Source organism: Micromonospora sp. NPDC049204, from assembly GCF_040647935.1.
Classification (GTDB): Bacteria; Actinomycetota; Actinomycetes; order Mycobacteriales; family Micromonosporaceae; genus Micromonospora.
On sequence record NZ_JBEZDC010000001.1, the window covers coordinates 123,185 to 138,891 of the forward strand.

A 15,707-nucleotide genomic window follows, 5' to 3' on the forward strand; every position below is an offset into this window, starting at 1 on the left:
GGGCGTTCACCCAGCTCACCGCCGTCGCCGCCGGACGCCATGCGAACATGTGTACGTGTCGTCCGGCGCCCACATCCTGCATGCCGACCTGGACGCGTTCTACGCGTCGGTCGAGCAGCGTGACGACCCGCGCCTGCGCGGGCGGCCGGTCATCGTCGGCGGAGGCGTGGTCCTCGCGGCCAGCTACGAGGCGAAGGCGCGGGGCGTACGCAGCGCGATGGGCGGCCAGCAGGCGCGCCGGCTGTGTCCCGACGCGATCGTGGTGCCGCCCCGGATGTCGGCGTACACGGAGGCGAGCCGCGCGGTCTTCGAGATCTTCCGACAGACCACACCGCTGGTCGAGGGGCTCTCCATCGACGAGGCGTTCCTGGACGTGGGAGGCCTGTGGCGGCTGGTCGGGCCACCGGCCGAGATCGCCGAGCGGCTGCGCCAGGAGGTCCGGGCACGAGTCCGCCTGCCGATCACGGTGGGGGTGGCCCGCACGAAGTTCCTGGCGAAGGTGGCCAGTGGGGTGGCGAAACCAGACGGGCTGCTGGAGGTCGCACCGGACGCCGAGTTGGCGTTCCTGCACCCGCTGCCGGTCGAGCGGTTGTGGGGCGTCGGCCCGGTCACCTCGGCGAAGTTGCGCGAGCACCGGATCCGTACCGTCGGCGAGGTGGCCCGACTGGGCGAGGCCGCGTTGGTGTCCCTGCTCGGGTCGGGCGCCGGGCGGCACCTGCACGCGTTGGCGCACAACCGCGACCCCCGCTCGGTGCAGGTCGGGCGCCGACGCGGTTCGATGGGCGCGCAGCACGCGCTGAGCCGTACCCCGCATGCCCCGGCGGAGTTGGATGCCATCCTCGCCGGCCTGGTCGATCGGGTCTCCCGGCGGATGCGGGCGGCGGGGCGGGCCGGACGCACGGTGATGCTGCGGCTACGTTTCGGCGACTACACCCGGGCGACCCGCTCGCACACCGTGGGCAAGGCGACCGCCGACACGACGCCGCTGCTCGCCGCCGCGCGGGCACTGCTTCGGGCCGCACTGACCGAGATCGATCGCCGTGGTGTGACATTGATCGGTGTCTCGGTGGGCAATCTGGACGACAGTCCGGTGCAGCCGGAGCTGCCGTTCCACCGCGACCCGGGCGCCGAGCTGGATGCCGCGGTGGACGCGGTCCGCGACCGGTTCGGATCGGCGGCGCTCACCCGCGCGGTGCTGCTCGGCCGGGACCCGGGAGTGGAGATGCCACTGCTGCCGGATTGACCGATCTGCGTGCCGCGTCCCGGCGACCGCTGCGACCGGAGACACATCACAGCAGGTCGGCGGTTTAACCCACGGCTGACGGGTGACCCTTGTGGGGTACAGCCTGACAAGGGGGGACCCACAATGTCCGACGACGACACCAGCAACCGACCGAGTCGCCGCGCCGAGCGCCCGCACGACGTGACCGATCCTCTGCTGTGGCAGCTGGCGATCGACGTGCTGAGCGCCCACGAGCCGGACGACGAGGGTCACTGCCGCAACCTCCAGTGCGCCGGGCAGTCCTGGCCGTGCGCGGCCCGCAACGGCGCCGAGCAGTCGCTGCGACTGGCCCGCAGCACCCCCAACGCGGTCGAGATGACCATCGACGGCGACGAGGGCGGGACGGGCTGGTCCGGGGAGAGCGCCGCACCGGCCCCCCGATGGGGTTGGAATGCCGGCCCGGCCGCGTCGCACCGAGGGTCGAAGGCGTCCGCCTCCGCTGCGTGACCGCAGCACCCAAGGGGTACGACGCTCGGGCTGAGCACACCACACGCACGAACGCTCGGCCGGTGACCCGGCCGAGCGTTCGGCAGTGACAGCGCAGCCACGCTGCTCAGCTCTCGTGGCGCAGCCACGCCGTGCTGCGGCGCAGCAACTCCACGTGCGCCGGCGACTCGTACGACCGGGCGTCGTGACCGAGTGCGTCGTAGACGATCCGGCTGCTTCCGACCGTGCGCGCCCAGACCAGTGGGTGGGTGGCGCCCCCCTCGTCGTGGACGTAGAGAGTCTCGACGTCGACGCCGTCGATCAACTCCAGGTCGGTGTAGCGCTCGTCGTGCACCTCGAAGTCCGCGAGACCGGCGGTGATCGGGTGCGCGACGTCGGTGCGTCGGATGAGGCTCGACCCGATCGGCGGGTGGAAGGTCCGGCCGTGGTCCCAGGCGGCGCCGACCGTGGACCGCCAGGTCGCGAGCTGGGGAAACGCGATCGTCGCGCTGTGCAGCGCGAGCAGGCTGCCGCCACCGGCCAGGAAGTCGTCGAGGACCCGGCCGAACTCCTCGTCCTCCGGGATCGGGGCCGTGCGGTCGGCGCTGGCGTTCACCACGAGCAGGCGGGCGCCGTCGAGTGCGGCCGCGAGGTGGTCGACGGTGGTCACGATCGCCACCTGGCCCGCGTCGCCGACGAGTTTGGCGATCGCCGCGCTGGTCTCCGCCAACGGATGCCAGGGATCGGCGTGCGGTCCCTCCCCGCTGAAGATCACCGTGTCAATCGACATGATCATGCTCCGCTCATCATTTGGACGATTTTCGAAATCACGAAACCAAAGCTAGCATGGCGTCCATGAGAGCCCTCCATCATCCCGATCTCGCCTCGGTCGACCTCGCCACCGTGCTCGGCGCCCTCGCCGACCCGGTGCGCCTGAGTGTCGTACGACAGCTGGCGCAGGCCGGTGGCGTCGTCTGCGGACAATTCGACGCGTTGTCCGAGGTGAGCATCTCCACGCTGTCGCACCACCTGAAGGTGCTGCGGGCAGCCGGCGTCCTCCGCGTCATGCCGAACGGCAGCTTCCGCCGGCACGAACTGCGTGCCGATGAGATCAATGACCGGTTTCCCGGTCTCCTTGCCGCGATCATCGCCAACCTCGACGTACCCCAACGAGTGGGAGTCCCCGCATGAGCGACACCGGACCGGCCGGGCGGAGCGGACCGCCAACCCTGGGCCTGTCCGCCGACGAGGTCCTGAGCACGACCCGCGCCGTCCGCAAGCGTCTCGACCTGGGACGCCCCGTCCCCCGTGACGTGATCGAGGACTGCCTGCGTATCGCGCTCCAGGCACCCAGCGGCCGCAACCGGCAGCGCTGGGACTTCATCTTCGTCGAGGATCCGCAGACCCGGGCGGCCGTCGCCCGACTGTGGCGACTCGGCCTGATGACGCCGCCACCGGCGTCGGGCGGCACCGGGCCGGCCTTCAGTCGGATGAACTTCGCCTCCGAGCAGTGGGGCCGGATCGCCGGCAGCCTGCAACACCTCGCGGACCACCTGCACGAGGTCCCGTTGCTGCTCATCCCCTGTCTGCGGGTCGAGTCCCGCGCCGAGTTGGCCACGGCGCGCGGGCAGGCCGGGGCCTGGGGTTCGGTCATCCCGGCGTTCTGGAGTTTCATGCTGGCCGCCCGGGAACGCGGGCTCGGCACCGCGTGGACCACGAGCCATCTCAGCTACGAACAGGAGATGGCCGACCTGCTCGGCATCCCCTACGACACCGTCGTGCAGGTGGCGCTCACGCCGGTGGCATACACCCTGGGCACGGACTTCAAGCCCGGTCCGCGGGCCGACGCGGACGGGTTCGCCCACTGGAACCGCTGGTAGCGGACCGCCGCCGCACGCCACCGACAGCGACGACCAACAGGGCCACGGACAGCAACGGGAACCAGTCTCCGGTACGCGAATAGACCGTGCCCCATCCCCTGGTCGGAGCGCTGGCGACCAGCAACTCGGCGTCACCGGCCCGGTCCTCACCCCACAGCCTGCCACCGGCGTCGGAAACCGTCAGCCGGCCGGACGCGGCGGCGCGGACCACGGTGAGCCCGTTCTCCACACCCCGAACCAGGGCGATGCGGCTGTGCAGCCAGCCGTCGGAGGTGAAGTCCAGGGCGGGAACGAGCAGCACCGACGCGCCGGCCGCCCGATACCGCCGGACCAGGTCGGGGTAGTCCAGGTCCTTGCAGATCGCGACGCCGAACCGCCCCTGCACGATCACCTCGTCGTCACCAGGCGTCAGCCACTCCTCCAGGCCCGGGATCAGGTGCTGTTTGTCGTACGTGGTGATCGCTCCGGACGGGTCCACCACCAGCGCGACGTTGCTCGCCGTGCCAGCCCGCCGCAGCACCGCGCCGACGACGACCTGAGCTCCGGTCTGCCGCAGCGCGTCCACGAGCAGGGGCAACGTCGTATCCGTCACCGCGAACACCTTCTCCGGCAGCACGACGACGCGTGCCCCCCGATCGACCAGGCCCGCGACCCGCGCACCGTAGCGGGCGAGCAGGTCCCGGCCGACCGGCTCGTCGATCGGGAGCCCGTCCTCGGGCTGCCGCAGGGCGACCAGGCCGACGGCCAGCGGCGCGGCCCGCTCCGGGGACCGGTGCAGCGACCAGGCCGACCACGTGCCGACGCCGACCAGGAGGGCGAGCAGGCACGCGAGGGCGGGGCCTGGACCGCCGAGCCGGCAGGCGAGGGCGGGGCGTGGACTGTCGCGCCGGCCGCCGCGGGTCGGTCGTGCGCCGCCGAGCAGTGCGGCGAGGGCGATCGGGACGGCGAGCAGCAGGTAGGTGACGCCCCAGACGCCGGCGAGGGCGGTCACCTGGATGACCGGACGGACGTCGGCCTGCGTGTAGGCGAGGCTCCACCACGCGCCGTGCGGGAACAGGTGGGACGCGGCGTACTCGCCCAGCACCCAGAGGGACGGCACGGTGAGGACGGCGGTCACGGTCCGCCCGCGCAGCAGCACCTCCCGGGCGAGCAGGACCGTGCCGCCCGCCAGGCCGAGGCCGAGGCCGAGCACACCGGCCACCCCGGGGACCGGTAGGCGCAGGGTGTCGAGGTAGTACCCCACCATGCCGAGCTGGCCGATCGACCAGCCGAGGATCGTCGCGCCGAGCGCGGTCCGCGGGCCTACCCGCAGCGAGGCGAGGAGCAGCGGAATCGGGGCGAGCCAGGTCAGCGCGGCGACGGGGTGCAGCCCGGTACCACCGAGCCAGAGCAGGCCGCTCAGCAGCGCGGCGACGATCGTCATCATGCGTCGATCGTGCGGCCGGAGCGGCGGCGGCGGATCGCCGTACGGACCGGGTGCGATCTGGTCCCGTGGAGGGAGGCGCGGGAGCGCCGGGCCGGACGATACTGCCGACGTGAAGCGGTACGTCAATCTCGCCGTCACCGTGGCCGCCGTCGCCGCGACCGTGCTGCCCGCGCTGGCCGGCGGACCACGCGCCTGGTGGGTGCTGCCCCTCGCGGTCCTGTCGTCCGTCCCGGTGCTGTGGCGCGACCGCGCGCTGGTTGCCGTCGCCGTCGTCGTGGGCGTCGCCACGACCGTCTCGGCCGCGCTCGGTGCACCCCCGCTGCTGCCGGTCGGTCCGCTCGTCTGCCTCTACACGTTCGCGGCGCGGTCCTCCCTGCCGATCCGCCTGCTCGGCCTCGTGCTCACCGCGGCCGGGCTGGTGGTGTCGCTGCTCCATCCACACCCGGACGTGGAGGTGCTGCGGTACCTGTCGGTCGCCTACCTCTTCGCGTACGCCCTGGGCACCAGCACCCGCGCCCGCCGCACCCAGGCCACCGCCCTCGCCGAACGCGACCGTCGTGTCGCTGGTGAGCGGGCAGCGGCCGTGCTGCGCGAACGCGCCCGCATCGCCCACGACCTGCACGACATCCTCACCCACGCGGTCGGTGTCATGATCGTCCAGGCGGAGGCGGGGCCGCTGCTGGTCCGGCCGCACCCGGACCGCGCCGACGCCACGTTCGCCACGATCGCCGCCACCGGCCGGGACGCGGTCGTCCAACTCCGCCGTGCGGTCGGCGGCCTGCGCGAACCCGCCGACCACCCACTCGACCAGCCGGGCCTGGCGCACCTCACCGCCCTCGTCGCACGCGTGCGTGCCACCGGGCTGGACGCCGTCCTCACCGTCGCGTCCGGACCGGCGGAGTCCGTCGGCGGAGCGCGGCCCACGCCGCCGGCCGGGCAGGCCGGTGTGGTGCTCGTCGAGCCGCCCGCGGACGTCGGGGTCGCCGCCTACCGGATCGTGCAGGAGTCCCTGACCAATGTGGTTCGCCATGCCGGGGCAGCATCGGTCCGCGTCCTGCTGACCGCCAGCGTGCAGGAGTTGACCGTGTCGATCACGGATGACGGCCACGGCGGCCGGGTCGCCGGCGCGGAGGGGCCGGGCTACGGGATCCTCGGCATGCGCGAGCGCGCCCAGGCCTGCGGCGGTACCCTGCACGCCGGTCCCGCCGCGGACGGCCACGGCTTCACCGTCACCGCCACCCTGCCGATGCGGGCACCGGCGGTGGCCTGATGGGGGCAGTCGCCGCCGCCCGGCACCCGACGTCGGGGTGGTGCTGATGCTGCGTGTCGTGCTCGCCGACGACCAGGACCTGTTCCGGGCCGGGTTCGCGACGATCCTCGGGGCCGAGCCGGACATCGAGGTGGTCGCCGAGGCCGCCGACGGTGCGGGCGCCGTGCGTGCCGCCCTCGACCACCGACCCGACGTCGTCCTGATGGACATGCGGATGCCCGTCCTCGACGGGGTCGCCGCGACCCGCCAGGTGTGCGCCCGTACGCCGAGCCGGGTCCTCGCCCTGACCATGTTCGACACCGACGACTACCTGTACGCGGCGCTGCGGGCCGGGGCCAGCGGCTTCCTGCTGAAGGACGCTCCCCGAGCCGAGTTGGTGAACGCGGTCCGCGTGGTCGCCGCTGGCGACGCGTTGCTCGCCCCCGGCGTCACCGCCCGGGTGATCGGCGAACTGCACCGGCGCGGTCACCCGGATCCGGCCCGGGCGGCGGCGGTGACCGCCCTGACCGCTCGCGAGACGGACGTCCTGCGCCTGATCGCGGCCGGCCTGTCCAACGCCGAGATCGCCGCTCACCACCACCTGAGCGAGCACACGGTGAAGACGCACGTCGGCAACCTGTTCGCCAAACTGAACCTGCGTGACCGGGCTCAGGCGGTGATGGTCGCCTACGAGTCCGGTCTGGTGGTCCCCGGCCACTGACGTGACCGGCCGGCGGGTCCGCGGTGCGGGAGGCCCGCCGGCCGGAGGGTGACGCCGGTTACAGGGTGCGCGCCAGCCGGTCGGCGAGCGTCCGGGTGAAGCGGGCCGGGTCGGTCAGCTCACCGCCCTCGGCGAGCACCGCCAGGCCGTAGAGCAGCTCGGCGGTCTCGGTCAGGGCGGTGGGATCGGTGCCCTGCTCGTGGGCCTTGCGCAGCCCGGAGACGAGCGGGTGGCCGGGGTTGATCTCCAGGATCCGCTTGGTCGCGGGAACCTCGTGCCCCATCGCCCGGTACATCTTCTCCAGGGTCGGAGTGAGGTCGTGGGCGTCGCCGACGACGCAGGCCGGTGAGGTGGTCAGCCGCGACGACAGACGGACCTCCCGGACACTGTCGGTCAGGGTGGTGCCCAGCCAGTCGAGCAGCCCGGCGAACTCCTGTCGCTGCTGCTCGCGCTCAGCCTCGGCCTGCTGCTTCTCCTCGTCGGTGTCCAGGTCGATCTCGCCCTTGGCGATCGAGCGCAGCGTCCGGCCGTCGTACGTGCCGACCCGCTCGACCCACACCTCGTCGACCTGGTCGGTGAGCAGCAGCACCTCGTGGCCCTTGGCCCGGAACGCCTCCAGGTGCGGGGAGTTCTCGATGGCGGCCCGCGACTCGCCGGTGGCGTACCAGATGTCGCTCTGGCCGTCCTTCATCCGCGACACGTAGCCGGCCAGGTCGGTGGGCTCGGCCGGGTCGTGGGTGGAGGCCACCGACAGGATGTCCAGCAGGGTGTCCCGGTTGTCGGTGTCGTCGATCAGCCCTTCCTTGACCACCGCGCCGAACTCGGTCCAGAAGGTGCGGTAGCGCTCGGCGTGGTTGGCCTTCAGGTCCTTGACGGTGGAGAGGATCTTCTTGACCAGGCGACGACGGACGATCTGGATCTGCCGGTCCTGCTGCAGGATCTCCCGGGAGATGTTCAGCGACAGGTCGTGCGCGTCGACCACACCCTTGACGAAGCGCAGGTAGGTGGGGATCAACGCCTCGCAGTCGTCCATGATGAACACGCGCTTGACGTAGAGCTGGACGCCCCGGCGGCCCTGCGGGGAGAACAGGTCGAGCGGGGCGTGGCTGGGCAGGAACAGCAGCGCCTCGTACTCGAAGGTGCCCTCGCCCTTCATGTGCACGACCTCGAGCGGGTCGGCCCAGTCGTGGCTGACGTGCTTGTAGAACTCGTTGTACTCGGTGGCGTCGACCTCGTCGCGGGGCCGCGCCCAGAGCGCCTTCATCGAGTTGAGCGTCTGCACCTCGCTGGTGGCGGGGGCGTCGTCGGTGCCGGGGCGCTCGACGGTCATCCGGATCGGCCAGGCGATGAAGTCGGAGTAGCGCTTGACGATCTCGCGGATCGTCCACTCGGCGGTGTAGTCGTGCAGGTTGTCCTCGGTGTCGACCGGCTTGAGGTGCAGCGTCACCGTGGTGCCCTGCGGCGCCTCGTCGACTCCCTCGATCGAGTAGGTGCCCTCGCCGGTGGACTCCCAGCGGGTGCCGCCGGTCTCGCCGGCCTTGCGGGTCAGCAGGGTGACCCGGTCGGCGACCATGAACGCGGCGTAGAAGCCGACGCCGAACTGGCCGATGAGGTCCTGCTTGGCGTGGGTGTCGGCGGACTCGCGCAGCTGGCGCAGCAGTTCGGCGGTGCCGGACTTGGCGATGGTGCCGATCAGCGCGACCACCTCGTCGCGGGTCATCCCGATGCCGTTGTCCCGCACGGTGAGGGTACGGGCGTCCCGGTCGATCTCCAGGGCGACGTGCAGGTCGTCGGTGTCGGCGACGAGGTCCTTGTCGACGAGCGTGGCCAGCCTCAGCTTGTCCAGCGCGTCGGACGCGTTCGAGATGAGTTCCCGCAGGAAGACGTCCTTGTTCGAGTAGATCGAGTGGACCACCAACTGAAGCAGCTGACGCGCCTCGGCTTGGAACTCCAACGTCTCGGCCTGATTGCTCACACCGTCTCCCTTCTCGGCTCGTGCGCAGGTTCGCGGAAAGGATACGAGTCGTCACCGGCCGCGTGGCGACCGCATCCCGGTCGTATTCCCGATCGGGACGGGCCGTCGGCGTGACATGGCTGACTTTGGCACACAGAAGTCAGGTGGGATAGCGTCACCACCATGAAGATCGCAGGAAGCACCGCCCTCGTCACCGGCGCCAACCGTGGCCTCGGCCGACACCTGGCCGCCGAACTCCTCGCCCGGGGCGCCACCGTCTACGCCGGCGCCCGCAACCCCGACAGCGTCGACCTGCCCGGCGTGACGCCGGTGCGCCTCGACATCACCGACCCCGCCTCGGTGGCCGCCGCCGCCGAGCTGGCCGGCGGCGTGAACCTGCTGATCAACAACGCCGGCATCGACACCCGGACCGACCTCCTCGACGGCGACCTGGACCTCGTCCGGCTGGAGTTGGAGACCCACTACGTCGGCACCCTGTCGACGATCCGGGCCTTCGCGCCGGTGATCGCCGGCAACGGCGGCGGAACGATCCTCAACGTGCTCTCCGTGCTGTCCTGGTTCGGCTCCCCGACCCACGCGGCCTACAGCGCCGCCAAGTCCGCCGAGTGGGCGATGACGAACGTGCTGCGCGTCCAACTGGCCGAGCGGGGCGTCCGGGTCGCCGGCCTGCACGTCGGCTACCTGGACACCGACATGGCCGCGGACATCACCGGCCCGAAGTCCGACCCGGCGGCGGTCGCCCGGATCGGCGTGGACGGCATCGAGGCCGACTCGTACGAGATCCTCGCCGACGACCTCAGCCGTCAGGTGCAGGCCGGGCTGGCCGGCGGCGTCGCCGCGCTCTACCCGCAGCTCCCCTGACCCACGACGCGACGGGCCGCCACCGGAGACAACCGGTGGCGGCCCCTTTGCTCTGGTACGCGGTCAGCTCGCCTGCAACGTCACGTCGTCGAGCACGAAGGTGGTCTGCAACGACGAGTCCTCGGTGCCGGTGAACCGCAGCGTCACCGTCTGCCCGGCGAACCCGGCCACGTTGAGGCTGCGCTGCACGTAACCGGCCGCGGCGTTGAGGTTCGAGTACGTGGCCAGTGTTGTCGAACCCACCTGCACGGCGAGCCGGTCGTACGCCGTGGAGCCGGTGGTCTCGGCGGTGTCGATGTGCAGCCAGAACGACAGCGTGTACGTGGCGCAGCCGGCCGGCAGGGTCACCGACTGGTACAGGCTCTCGGTGCGGGTGCTGCCGTACCCGTTGAGCCACGCCTTGTACGACCCGGTCCGGGCCGGCTGGCCGCTGGCGTTGGTGATCACGCCGGAGGACGCGGTCCACGGCGAGCTGCCGTTCTCGAAGCCACCGTTGCCGACCACCTGACCGCCGGTACAGGTCGGGGTGCCGCCGCTCACGGCGAGCTGCCACAGCGCGTACGCGACGCCGTCGGCCGCCCGGTTCAGCACGGTGGCGCTGACGTTGGCGGTGGTGTCGCAGGACCGGTGGTAGCAGGGGTCGTACGCGGAGTTGGCGGTGCCACCCCACTTGGCCGCCTGGGCACTGGTCTTGCGGGCGCTGGCGCCGGCGGCGTAACCCGAGGTGGGGATGCCGGCCTGCTGGAAGTAGTAGTCGTCGGAGCGGCCCTGACCCTCGACGTTCTCCTCCGGCTGAAGGCCCAACGAGTCCCAGTACGCCTTCAGCGGCGCTGCCGTGGTCGAGCTGACCCGGTTGATGAAGTAACCGCCGTTGACCGAGCCGACCATGTCGAAGTTGTAGTAGCCCTTGAGGTAGCCGCGCTGGGTGGCGTTGAGCGAGTTGACGTAGAACCGGGAGCCGTTGAGCCCCTGCTCCTCGTCGGTCCACCAGGCGAACCGCACCCTCTTCGTCATTGTCGGGTTCTGCGCGGCCAGGACCAGCGCGTTCTCCAGCAGGGTCGCCGAGCCGGTGGCGTTGTCGTTGATGCCCGGACCGGCCGACACGCCGTCCAGGTGCGCCCCGAACATGACCACCTGGTCGGCCGGGCCGCCGGGCCACTCCGCGATCAGGTTGTTCGAGGGGTACCGGCAGTTGGAGCAGTACTGCTCGGTGACGGTGTAGCCGGCCGACTGGAGCCTCGTCTTGACGTAGTTGAGTGAGGCGGTGTAGCCGGCGGAGCCGGCCCGTCGGTTGCCACCGTTGCTGGTGGCGATGGTGTTGAACTGGGTCAGGTGCGCCTGGACGTTGGTGATGGAGATGTCCGGTGCGGCCAACGCGGCGGCGGCCGCGGCGATCGGCCGGGTCACTGTCGCGGTCGAAGGTGACGCGGTCGCCGGCTGGGTGGCCAGCGTCACCGTCATCCCGGCGAACACGGCGAGCGCGACACCCGCGCTCAGCGTTCTGCCTCTCATGGGGGCTCCTCGGGGTTGGAGAGATACCCGAGACACTTACAGATGTCGATGCCACAAGCATCGGTCGTTCGTGCCGAACCGCCACCGCTTCGACGGTAGGTACCGGCGTCGGCACAGGTGAGTAGAGGTGCCAGGATGGGTAGGTAACGCCAGCAGGGGTCGTCGGGCCCGGAACGGGGGCTTGCGATGGGGTCGGATCAAGCGTGACAGGACCCGACACCGACCTGTTCAGCGGCGGTGGTGACACCGGCCGGCTGATGGCGGAGCTGAACTGGGCGCGCACCCCGCTCGGCCCGGTGACCAGTTGGCCGCAGAGCCTGCGCGCCGCGGTCCGGACGGTGCTCTCGTCCCGCTACCCCATGCTGCTGCTCTGGGGAGAGGACTTCTCCCAGCTCTACAACGACGCGTACTCCGCGCTGATCGGCGACAAACACCCCGCGGCGCTCGGCGACGACGTCCGGGTGACCCTGGCCGAGGGCTGGGACGTCCTCGGCCCGCTCATCGACCAGGCCACGGCCACCGGAGTGGCCAGTTGGGTCCCCGCCCTCCGGCTGCTGCTGGAGCGGGCCGGCTACCGCGAGGAGGCATACTTCAGCGTCTCGCACGCGCCGGTCCGCGACGACGACGGCCGCACCGTCGGCGTCCTCACCGTGTGCAGCGAAGTCACCGAGCAGGTGGTCGGCGAACGTCGGCTGCGACTGCTGCGCGACCTGTCCGTTCTCGGCGACGGACGCACCGTCGACGCGCACGCCACCAGCGCCCGGCTGACCGACGCGATCCAGGGCCACCCGCTGGACGTGCCGTTCACCGCCATCTACCTGCGCGACGGCACGATCCTGCGGCTCGTCGCCTGCACCGGCGGCGACCAGGGGTACGCGCGGGCACTACCGGACACCGTCGAGCTGGCCGACCCCGACCCGGCCGCGAACGCCTGGGGGCTGGCGGACGCCGCGCAGGGCCGACCGACCGCGGTGCCCGACGTCGCCGACCGGCTGCCCCTGCCCGGCGGCCCGTGGGGCGACCCGGTCCGGACCGCGCTGGCACTGCCGCTGCCCTCGGGCGGCGAGGAACAGCCACTCGGCGTCCTGCTGGCCGGGGTCAGCCCCAGCCGGGGGCTGGACGAGGCGTACCGGTCCTTCTACCAACTCCTGGCCCAGCAGATCGCCGTGGCGCTGCGCAACGCCCAGGAGTACGAGCAGGAGCGACGCCGGGTCGAGGCGCTCGCCGAACTGGACCGGGTGAAGACCGACTTCTTCGCCAACGTCAGCCACGAGTTCCGCACTCCCCTGACCCTGATCCTCGGCCCGCTCGCCGACGCCCTCACCGACGCCACCGCGCCGTTGCCCCTGGTGCAGCGGGAGCGGGTGGAAACCTCCTGGCGTAACGCCACCCGACTGTTGACGCTTGTCAACAGCCTGCTCACCTTCTCCAGCCTGGAAGCCGGGCGGGCCCGCAGCGACGCCCGCGTGGTCGACCTGTCGGCGCTCACCGCCGAACTGGCCGGCGTGTTCCGGGCCGCCGTCGAGCGGGCCGGGCTCACGCTTGAGGTGGTCTGCCCGCCGCTGCCCCGGCCGGTCACCGTCGACCCGGTCAACTGGGAACGCATCGTCACGAACCTGCTGTCCAACGCCCTGAAGTACACGTTCATCGGCCGGATCCGGGTGGCCCTGGAAGCCGACGACGAGGAGGTCCGCCTCACCGTCGCGGACACCGGCATCGGCATCGCCGAAGCGGACCTGCCGAAACTCTTCGAACGCTTCCACCGGGTCCGCGGTGCCCGCGCCCGCAGCCACGAGGGCACCGGCATCGGCCTGGCCCTGGCGTACGAGCTGGCCCGGCTGGAGGGCGGCGCGATCCGGGTGACGAGCAGCGTGGGTGTCGGCAGCACGTTCACCGTGGCGCTGCCCTGGTCGACGGCGGGCCGCACGGCGGGGACCGGGCCGTCGCCGGTCGGACGGGGCGACGCGGCCCGGGCCACCGTCGAGGAGGCGATGGGCTGGCTCAGCGAGTCGGGCGGCGATCCGACGGAGCCCGGCAACGTCTCCGGCCCGGCCGTGGACGAGTTGGCCGGCGCACGGATCCTCGTCGCCGACGACAACGCCGACATGCGGGCGTACCTCAGCCGGCTGCTCACCGGTCAGGGCTGGCGGGTGCGGGCCGTCACCGACGGCCGGCAGGCCCTCGACGAGGTCCACCGCGAACCGCCGGACCTGGTCCTCACCGACGTGATGATGCCGGTGCTGGACGGCTTCGACCTGGTCCGGCGGCTCCGCGCGGACCCGGCGACCCGGTCCCTGCCGGTGCTGGTGCTCTCCGCCCGGGCCGGCGGGCGGGCCAGCGTGGAGGGCCTCAACCTGGGCGCCGACGACTACCTGGTGAAGCCGTTCGCCGCGGCTGAGCTGATCGCCCGGGTCCGGGCCGGGATCCGGCGGGCCCGCAGCCACCCGACCGGCGACGCCACCGCACCGACTGTCGACGCGGCGCCGCCGCGGCCCGACCCGGTCACCGCCGTCGCGCCACCCCGGACTGTCGCAGCCGGGCTCGACGCGCCAGGGCTGGCGCAGGGCCCGACCGACCCGAGCGGGCTGGGCGACACCCTGGATGCCGGGTGGACCTACCCGTCCGCGCCCACCTCGGCCGCGGCCATGCGTCGCGACGTCCGGCTGACGCTCGACGACCTCGACGTCGACCCGGACGTGTTGGAGGATCTCCTGCTCGCCGCGTCCGAGGCGATGAACAACGCGGTCGAGCACGCGCAGCGGCCCAGCCGTCCGGAGGTGCGGGTCCGACTCCAGGTGGGCGGCGGGCGGGTCCGGATCTCGGTGCGGGACTTCGGCACCTGGCGCGACCGCCGCCCGGCGATGGACCGGGGACGCGGCGCGTTGCTGATGAACGCCTACGGCGACGTGCGGCTGGTCTCCACCGCCGAGGGGACGACGGTGACGATCGAGCGCCGGCTGGCCGACCCGGCCTGAGCGGTCTCGTTGACCGGTCCGGCCGGCCGGCGCGTCAAAGTCGGCGGCCGGAGGCGTCCCGGGCGATGATGCCGTCGAGCCGATCCCCCGGGGTCAACACGGCCGGCTCGAACCAGAAGATCACCACCTGCTTGTCGAGACTCCAGCGGGCCAGTCGGGCGTGGACCTGCCGGCCGTCCACCGTGCCGGTGATCTGCTGGGCGGGGCCGACGAAGTAACCGAAGGTCGGCGCCGGCGCGGTCGACGAGCTTTCGTCATAGCCGATCTGGTGGAACCCGGGCCTGCGGTCGGACCCCTCGACGTCGTTGACCAGGATGTCCGTGGTCAGTGCGCCGTCCGGAGACTGGCGACCGGCGGCCAGCCCGATGGTCACCTTGGGCGCACCGGGCAGGGTCACCGGGACGAAGTAGTAGATCCGCCGGTCGGCGCCGTGCCGTATCCCGCTGTCCACGAACTGACCGAGGGGCTTCGGTGGCGGCTCGTCGCGGCCCGCCGTCGGCGGTGGCGTGGAGTCCGCCGACTTCTGCGCCCACGGCGAGGCACCGACCGACGGCGGCGCGACGGCGACCGGCGGCGGGTGCTCGGTCGGCGCCGGATCGCCCGGCCCGGACGCGCCGACCGCCACCACGACCACGGCGGCCAGGCCGGTCGCGAGCGTCGCCGCCCCGACTCCGGCGACGCGCCGACGGGTACGCAACCGACGCCCCTGGCGCAGCACGGTGTCCAGATCGAGCACGGCGTCGGGACGCTCGGTCGCCCGCATGGCCTGGCGGAGCCGTTCCAGCTCGCTCATCGGCGCGCCCTCTCGTCGGCTGTGTGGGGCGCGGCGGTACGCAGCTTCTCCAGGGCTCGCGAGCTGGTGCTCTTGACCGTGCCCACGGATACGGCCAGTTCCCGAGCCACCTGCGCCTCCGGAAGGTCGAAGTAGTAGCGCAGCACGACGATGGCCCGCTCACGAGGGCTGAGCGCGCCGAGGATGGTGATCAACCAGCGCCGGGTGGCCACGTCGTCGGCCACGTCGTCGCGCCGCTGCTCCGGCACCTCGTCGGTCGGATACTCCCGCATCGGTCGTCGCCACCCGTCGACCAGGTGGTTGACCAGGGTGCGGCGGGCGTACCCGTAGGCGTCGTCGTCGTGGACCCGCGACCAGGACGCGTAGGTGCGGACCAGCGCGGTCTGCGCGGCGTCCTCGGCCTGATGGTGGTCGCCGGTCATGAGGAACGCCGCATGCACCAGTCGCGCGGACGCCGCTTTCGCGAACTCGACGAACTCCGCGTCACCCCGCGCCACCCCGAACCCTCCCCCGTGCCACACCGCTAGGGACGGGCGAGGCCGGGAAAAGGTTGAGTCGACGTCACAGCAACTTTTCCCAGTGGTCGCCCGTCTTCTCCTCCGCGCCG

At 72.1% G+C, this 15,707-nt stretch carries 14 protein-coding genes; 8 read left to right on the forward strand and 6 right to left on the reverse strand.

Annotated elements, in window-relative coordinates:
- Nucleotides 1–55 precede the first annotated feature (55 nt).
- Nucleotides 56–1,243: a DNA polymerase IV gene (dinB, locus tag AB0A90_RS00635; RefSeq protein WP_357239348.1), complete on the forward strand. Its 1,188-nt coding sequence runs from the start codon at nucleotides 56–58 to the stop codon at nucleotides 1,241–1,243.
- A 123-nt stretch (nucleotides 1,244–1,366) separates the two neighbouring features.
- Entirely contained in the window at nucleotides 1,367–1,729 is a 363-nt protein-coding gene (locus AB0A90_RS00640; protein ID WP_357239351.1) for a hypothetical protein, read from the forward strand.
- A 106-nt stretch (nucleotides 1,730–1,835) separates the two neighbouring features.
- On the opposite strand, the gene AB0A90_RS00645 is transcribed toward AB0A90_RS00640, so the two are convergent.
- Nucleotides 1,836–2,498 carry a ThuA domain-containing protein gene (locus tag AB0A90_RS00645; RefSeq protein WP_357239354.1) on the reverse strand — a complete coding sequence of 221 codons (663 nt, stop codon included), beginning with the start codon at nucleotides 2,496–2,498 and terminating at the stop codon, nucleotides 1,836–1,838.
- Between the two features lie 65 nt (nucleotides 2,499–2,563).
- Between AB0A90_RS00645 and AB0A90_RS00650 the strand changes: the two genes are divergently transcribed.
- Both AB0A90_RS00650 and AB0A90_RS00655 read left to right on the forward strand, forming a co-directional pair.
- Nucleotides 2,564–2,899 (forward strand): helix-turn-helix domain-containing protein, encoded by a 336-nt coding sequence (locus AB0A90_RS00650; protein WP_357239357.1) that lies wholly within the window; start codon nucleotides 2,564–2,566, stop codon nucleotides 2,897–2,899.
- Nucleotides 2,896–3,588 carry a nitroreductase family protein gene (locus AB0A90_RS00655; protein ID WP_357239360.1) on the forward strand — a complete coding sequence of 231 codons (693 nt, stop codon included), beginning with the start codon at nucleotides 2,896–2,898 and terminating at the stop codon, nucleotides 3,586–3,588. Before AB0A90_RS00650 ends, AB0A90_RS00655 begins: the two co-directional genes overlap by 4 nt.
- On the opposite strand, the gene AB0A90_RS00660 is transcribed toward AB0A90_RS00655, so the two are convergent.
- Nucleotides 3,533–5,014, reverse strand: a complete 1,482-nt coding sequence (locus tag AB0A90_RS00660; RefSeq protein ID WP_357239363.1) for a nitrilase-related carbon-nitrogen hydrolase — start codon at nucleotides 5,012–5,014, stop codon at nucleotides 3,533–3,535. The two genes, AB0A90_RS00655 and AB0A90_RS00660, sit on opposite strands and share 56 nt — an antisense overlap.
- A gap of 109 nt (nucleotides 5,015–5,123) precedes the next feature.
- On the opposite strand from AB0A90_RS00660, the gene AB0A90_RS00665 reads away from it, so the two are divergent.
- Nucleotides 5,124–6,284: a sensor histidine kinase gene (locus AB0A90_RS00665; protein ID WP_357239367.1), complete on the forward strand. Its 1,161-nt coding sequence runs from the start codon at nucleotides 5,124–5,126 to the stop codon at nucleotides 6,282–6,284.
- A gap of 46 nt (nucleotides 6,285–6,330) precedes the next feature.
- Nucleotides 6,331–6,984 (forward strand): response regulator transcription factor, encoded by a 654-nt coding sequence (locus AB0A90_RS00670; protein WP_357239370.1) that lies wholly within the window; start codon nucleotides 6,331–6,333, stop codon nucleotides 6,982–6,984.
- A gap of 58 nt (nucleotides 6,985–7,042) precedes the next feature.
- On the opposite strand, the gene htpG is transcribed toward AB0A90_RS00670, so the two are convergent.
- Nucleotides 7,043–8,959: a molecular chaperone HtpG gene (htpG, locus tag AB0A90_RS00675; RefSeq protein ID WP_357239373.1), complete on the reverse strand. Its 1,917-nt coding sequence runs from the start codon at nucleotides 8,957–8,959 to the stop codon at nucleotides 7,043–7,045.
- Nucleotides 8,960–9,121: 162 nt separating this feature from the next.
- Between htpG and AB0A90_RS00680 the strand changes: the two genes are divergently transcribed.
- Nucleotides 9,122–9,820: an SDR family oxidoreductase gene (locus tag AB0A90_RS00680; protein WP_357239376.1), complete on the forward strand. Its 699-nt coding sequence runs from the start codon at nucleotides 9,122–9,124 to the stop codon at nucleotides 9,818–9,820.
- 63 nt (nucleotides 9,821–9,883) lie between these two features.
- On the opposite strand, the gene AB0A90_RS00685 is transcribed toward AB0A90_RS00680, so the two are convergent.
- Entirely contained in the window at nucleotides 9,884–11,332 is a 1,449-nt protein-coding gene (locus AB0A90_RS00685; RefSeq protein WP_357239380.1) for a M28 family peptidase, read from the reverse strand.
- 203 nt (nucleotides 11,333–11,535) lie between these two features.
- Between AB0A90_RS00685 and AB0A90_RS00690 the strand changes: the two genes are divergently transcribed.
- Nucleotides 11,536–14,307: an ATP-binding protein gene (locus tag AB0A90_RS00690; protein WP_357239383.1), complete on the forward strand. Its 2,772-nt coding sequence runs from the start codon at nucleotides 11,536–11,538 to the stop codon at nucleotides 14,305–14,307.
- A 34-nt stretch (nucleotides 14,308–14,341) separates the two neighbouring features.
- Here AB0A90_RS00690 and AB0A90_RS00695 read toward each other — a convergent pair whose 3' ends face one another.
- Nucleotides 14,342–15,100, reverse strand: coding sequence for a hypothetical protein (locus tag AB0A90_RS00695; protein WP_357239386.1), 759 nt, complete (start codon nucleotides 15,098–15,100; stop codon nucleotides 14,342–14,344).
- Nucleotides 15,097–15,597, reverse strand: coding sequence for a SigE family RNA polymerase sigma factor (locus AB0A90_RS00700; RefSeq protein ID WP_357239389.1), 501 nt, complete (start codon nucleotides 15,595–15,597; stop codon nucleotides 15,097–15,099). Before AB0A90_RS00700 ends, AB0A90_RS00695 begins: the two co-directional genes overlap by 4 nt.
- Between the last annotated feature and the right edge of the window lie 110 nt (nucleotides 15,598–15,707).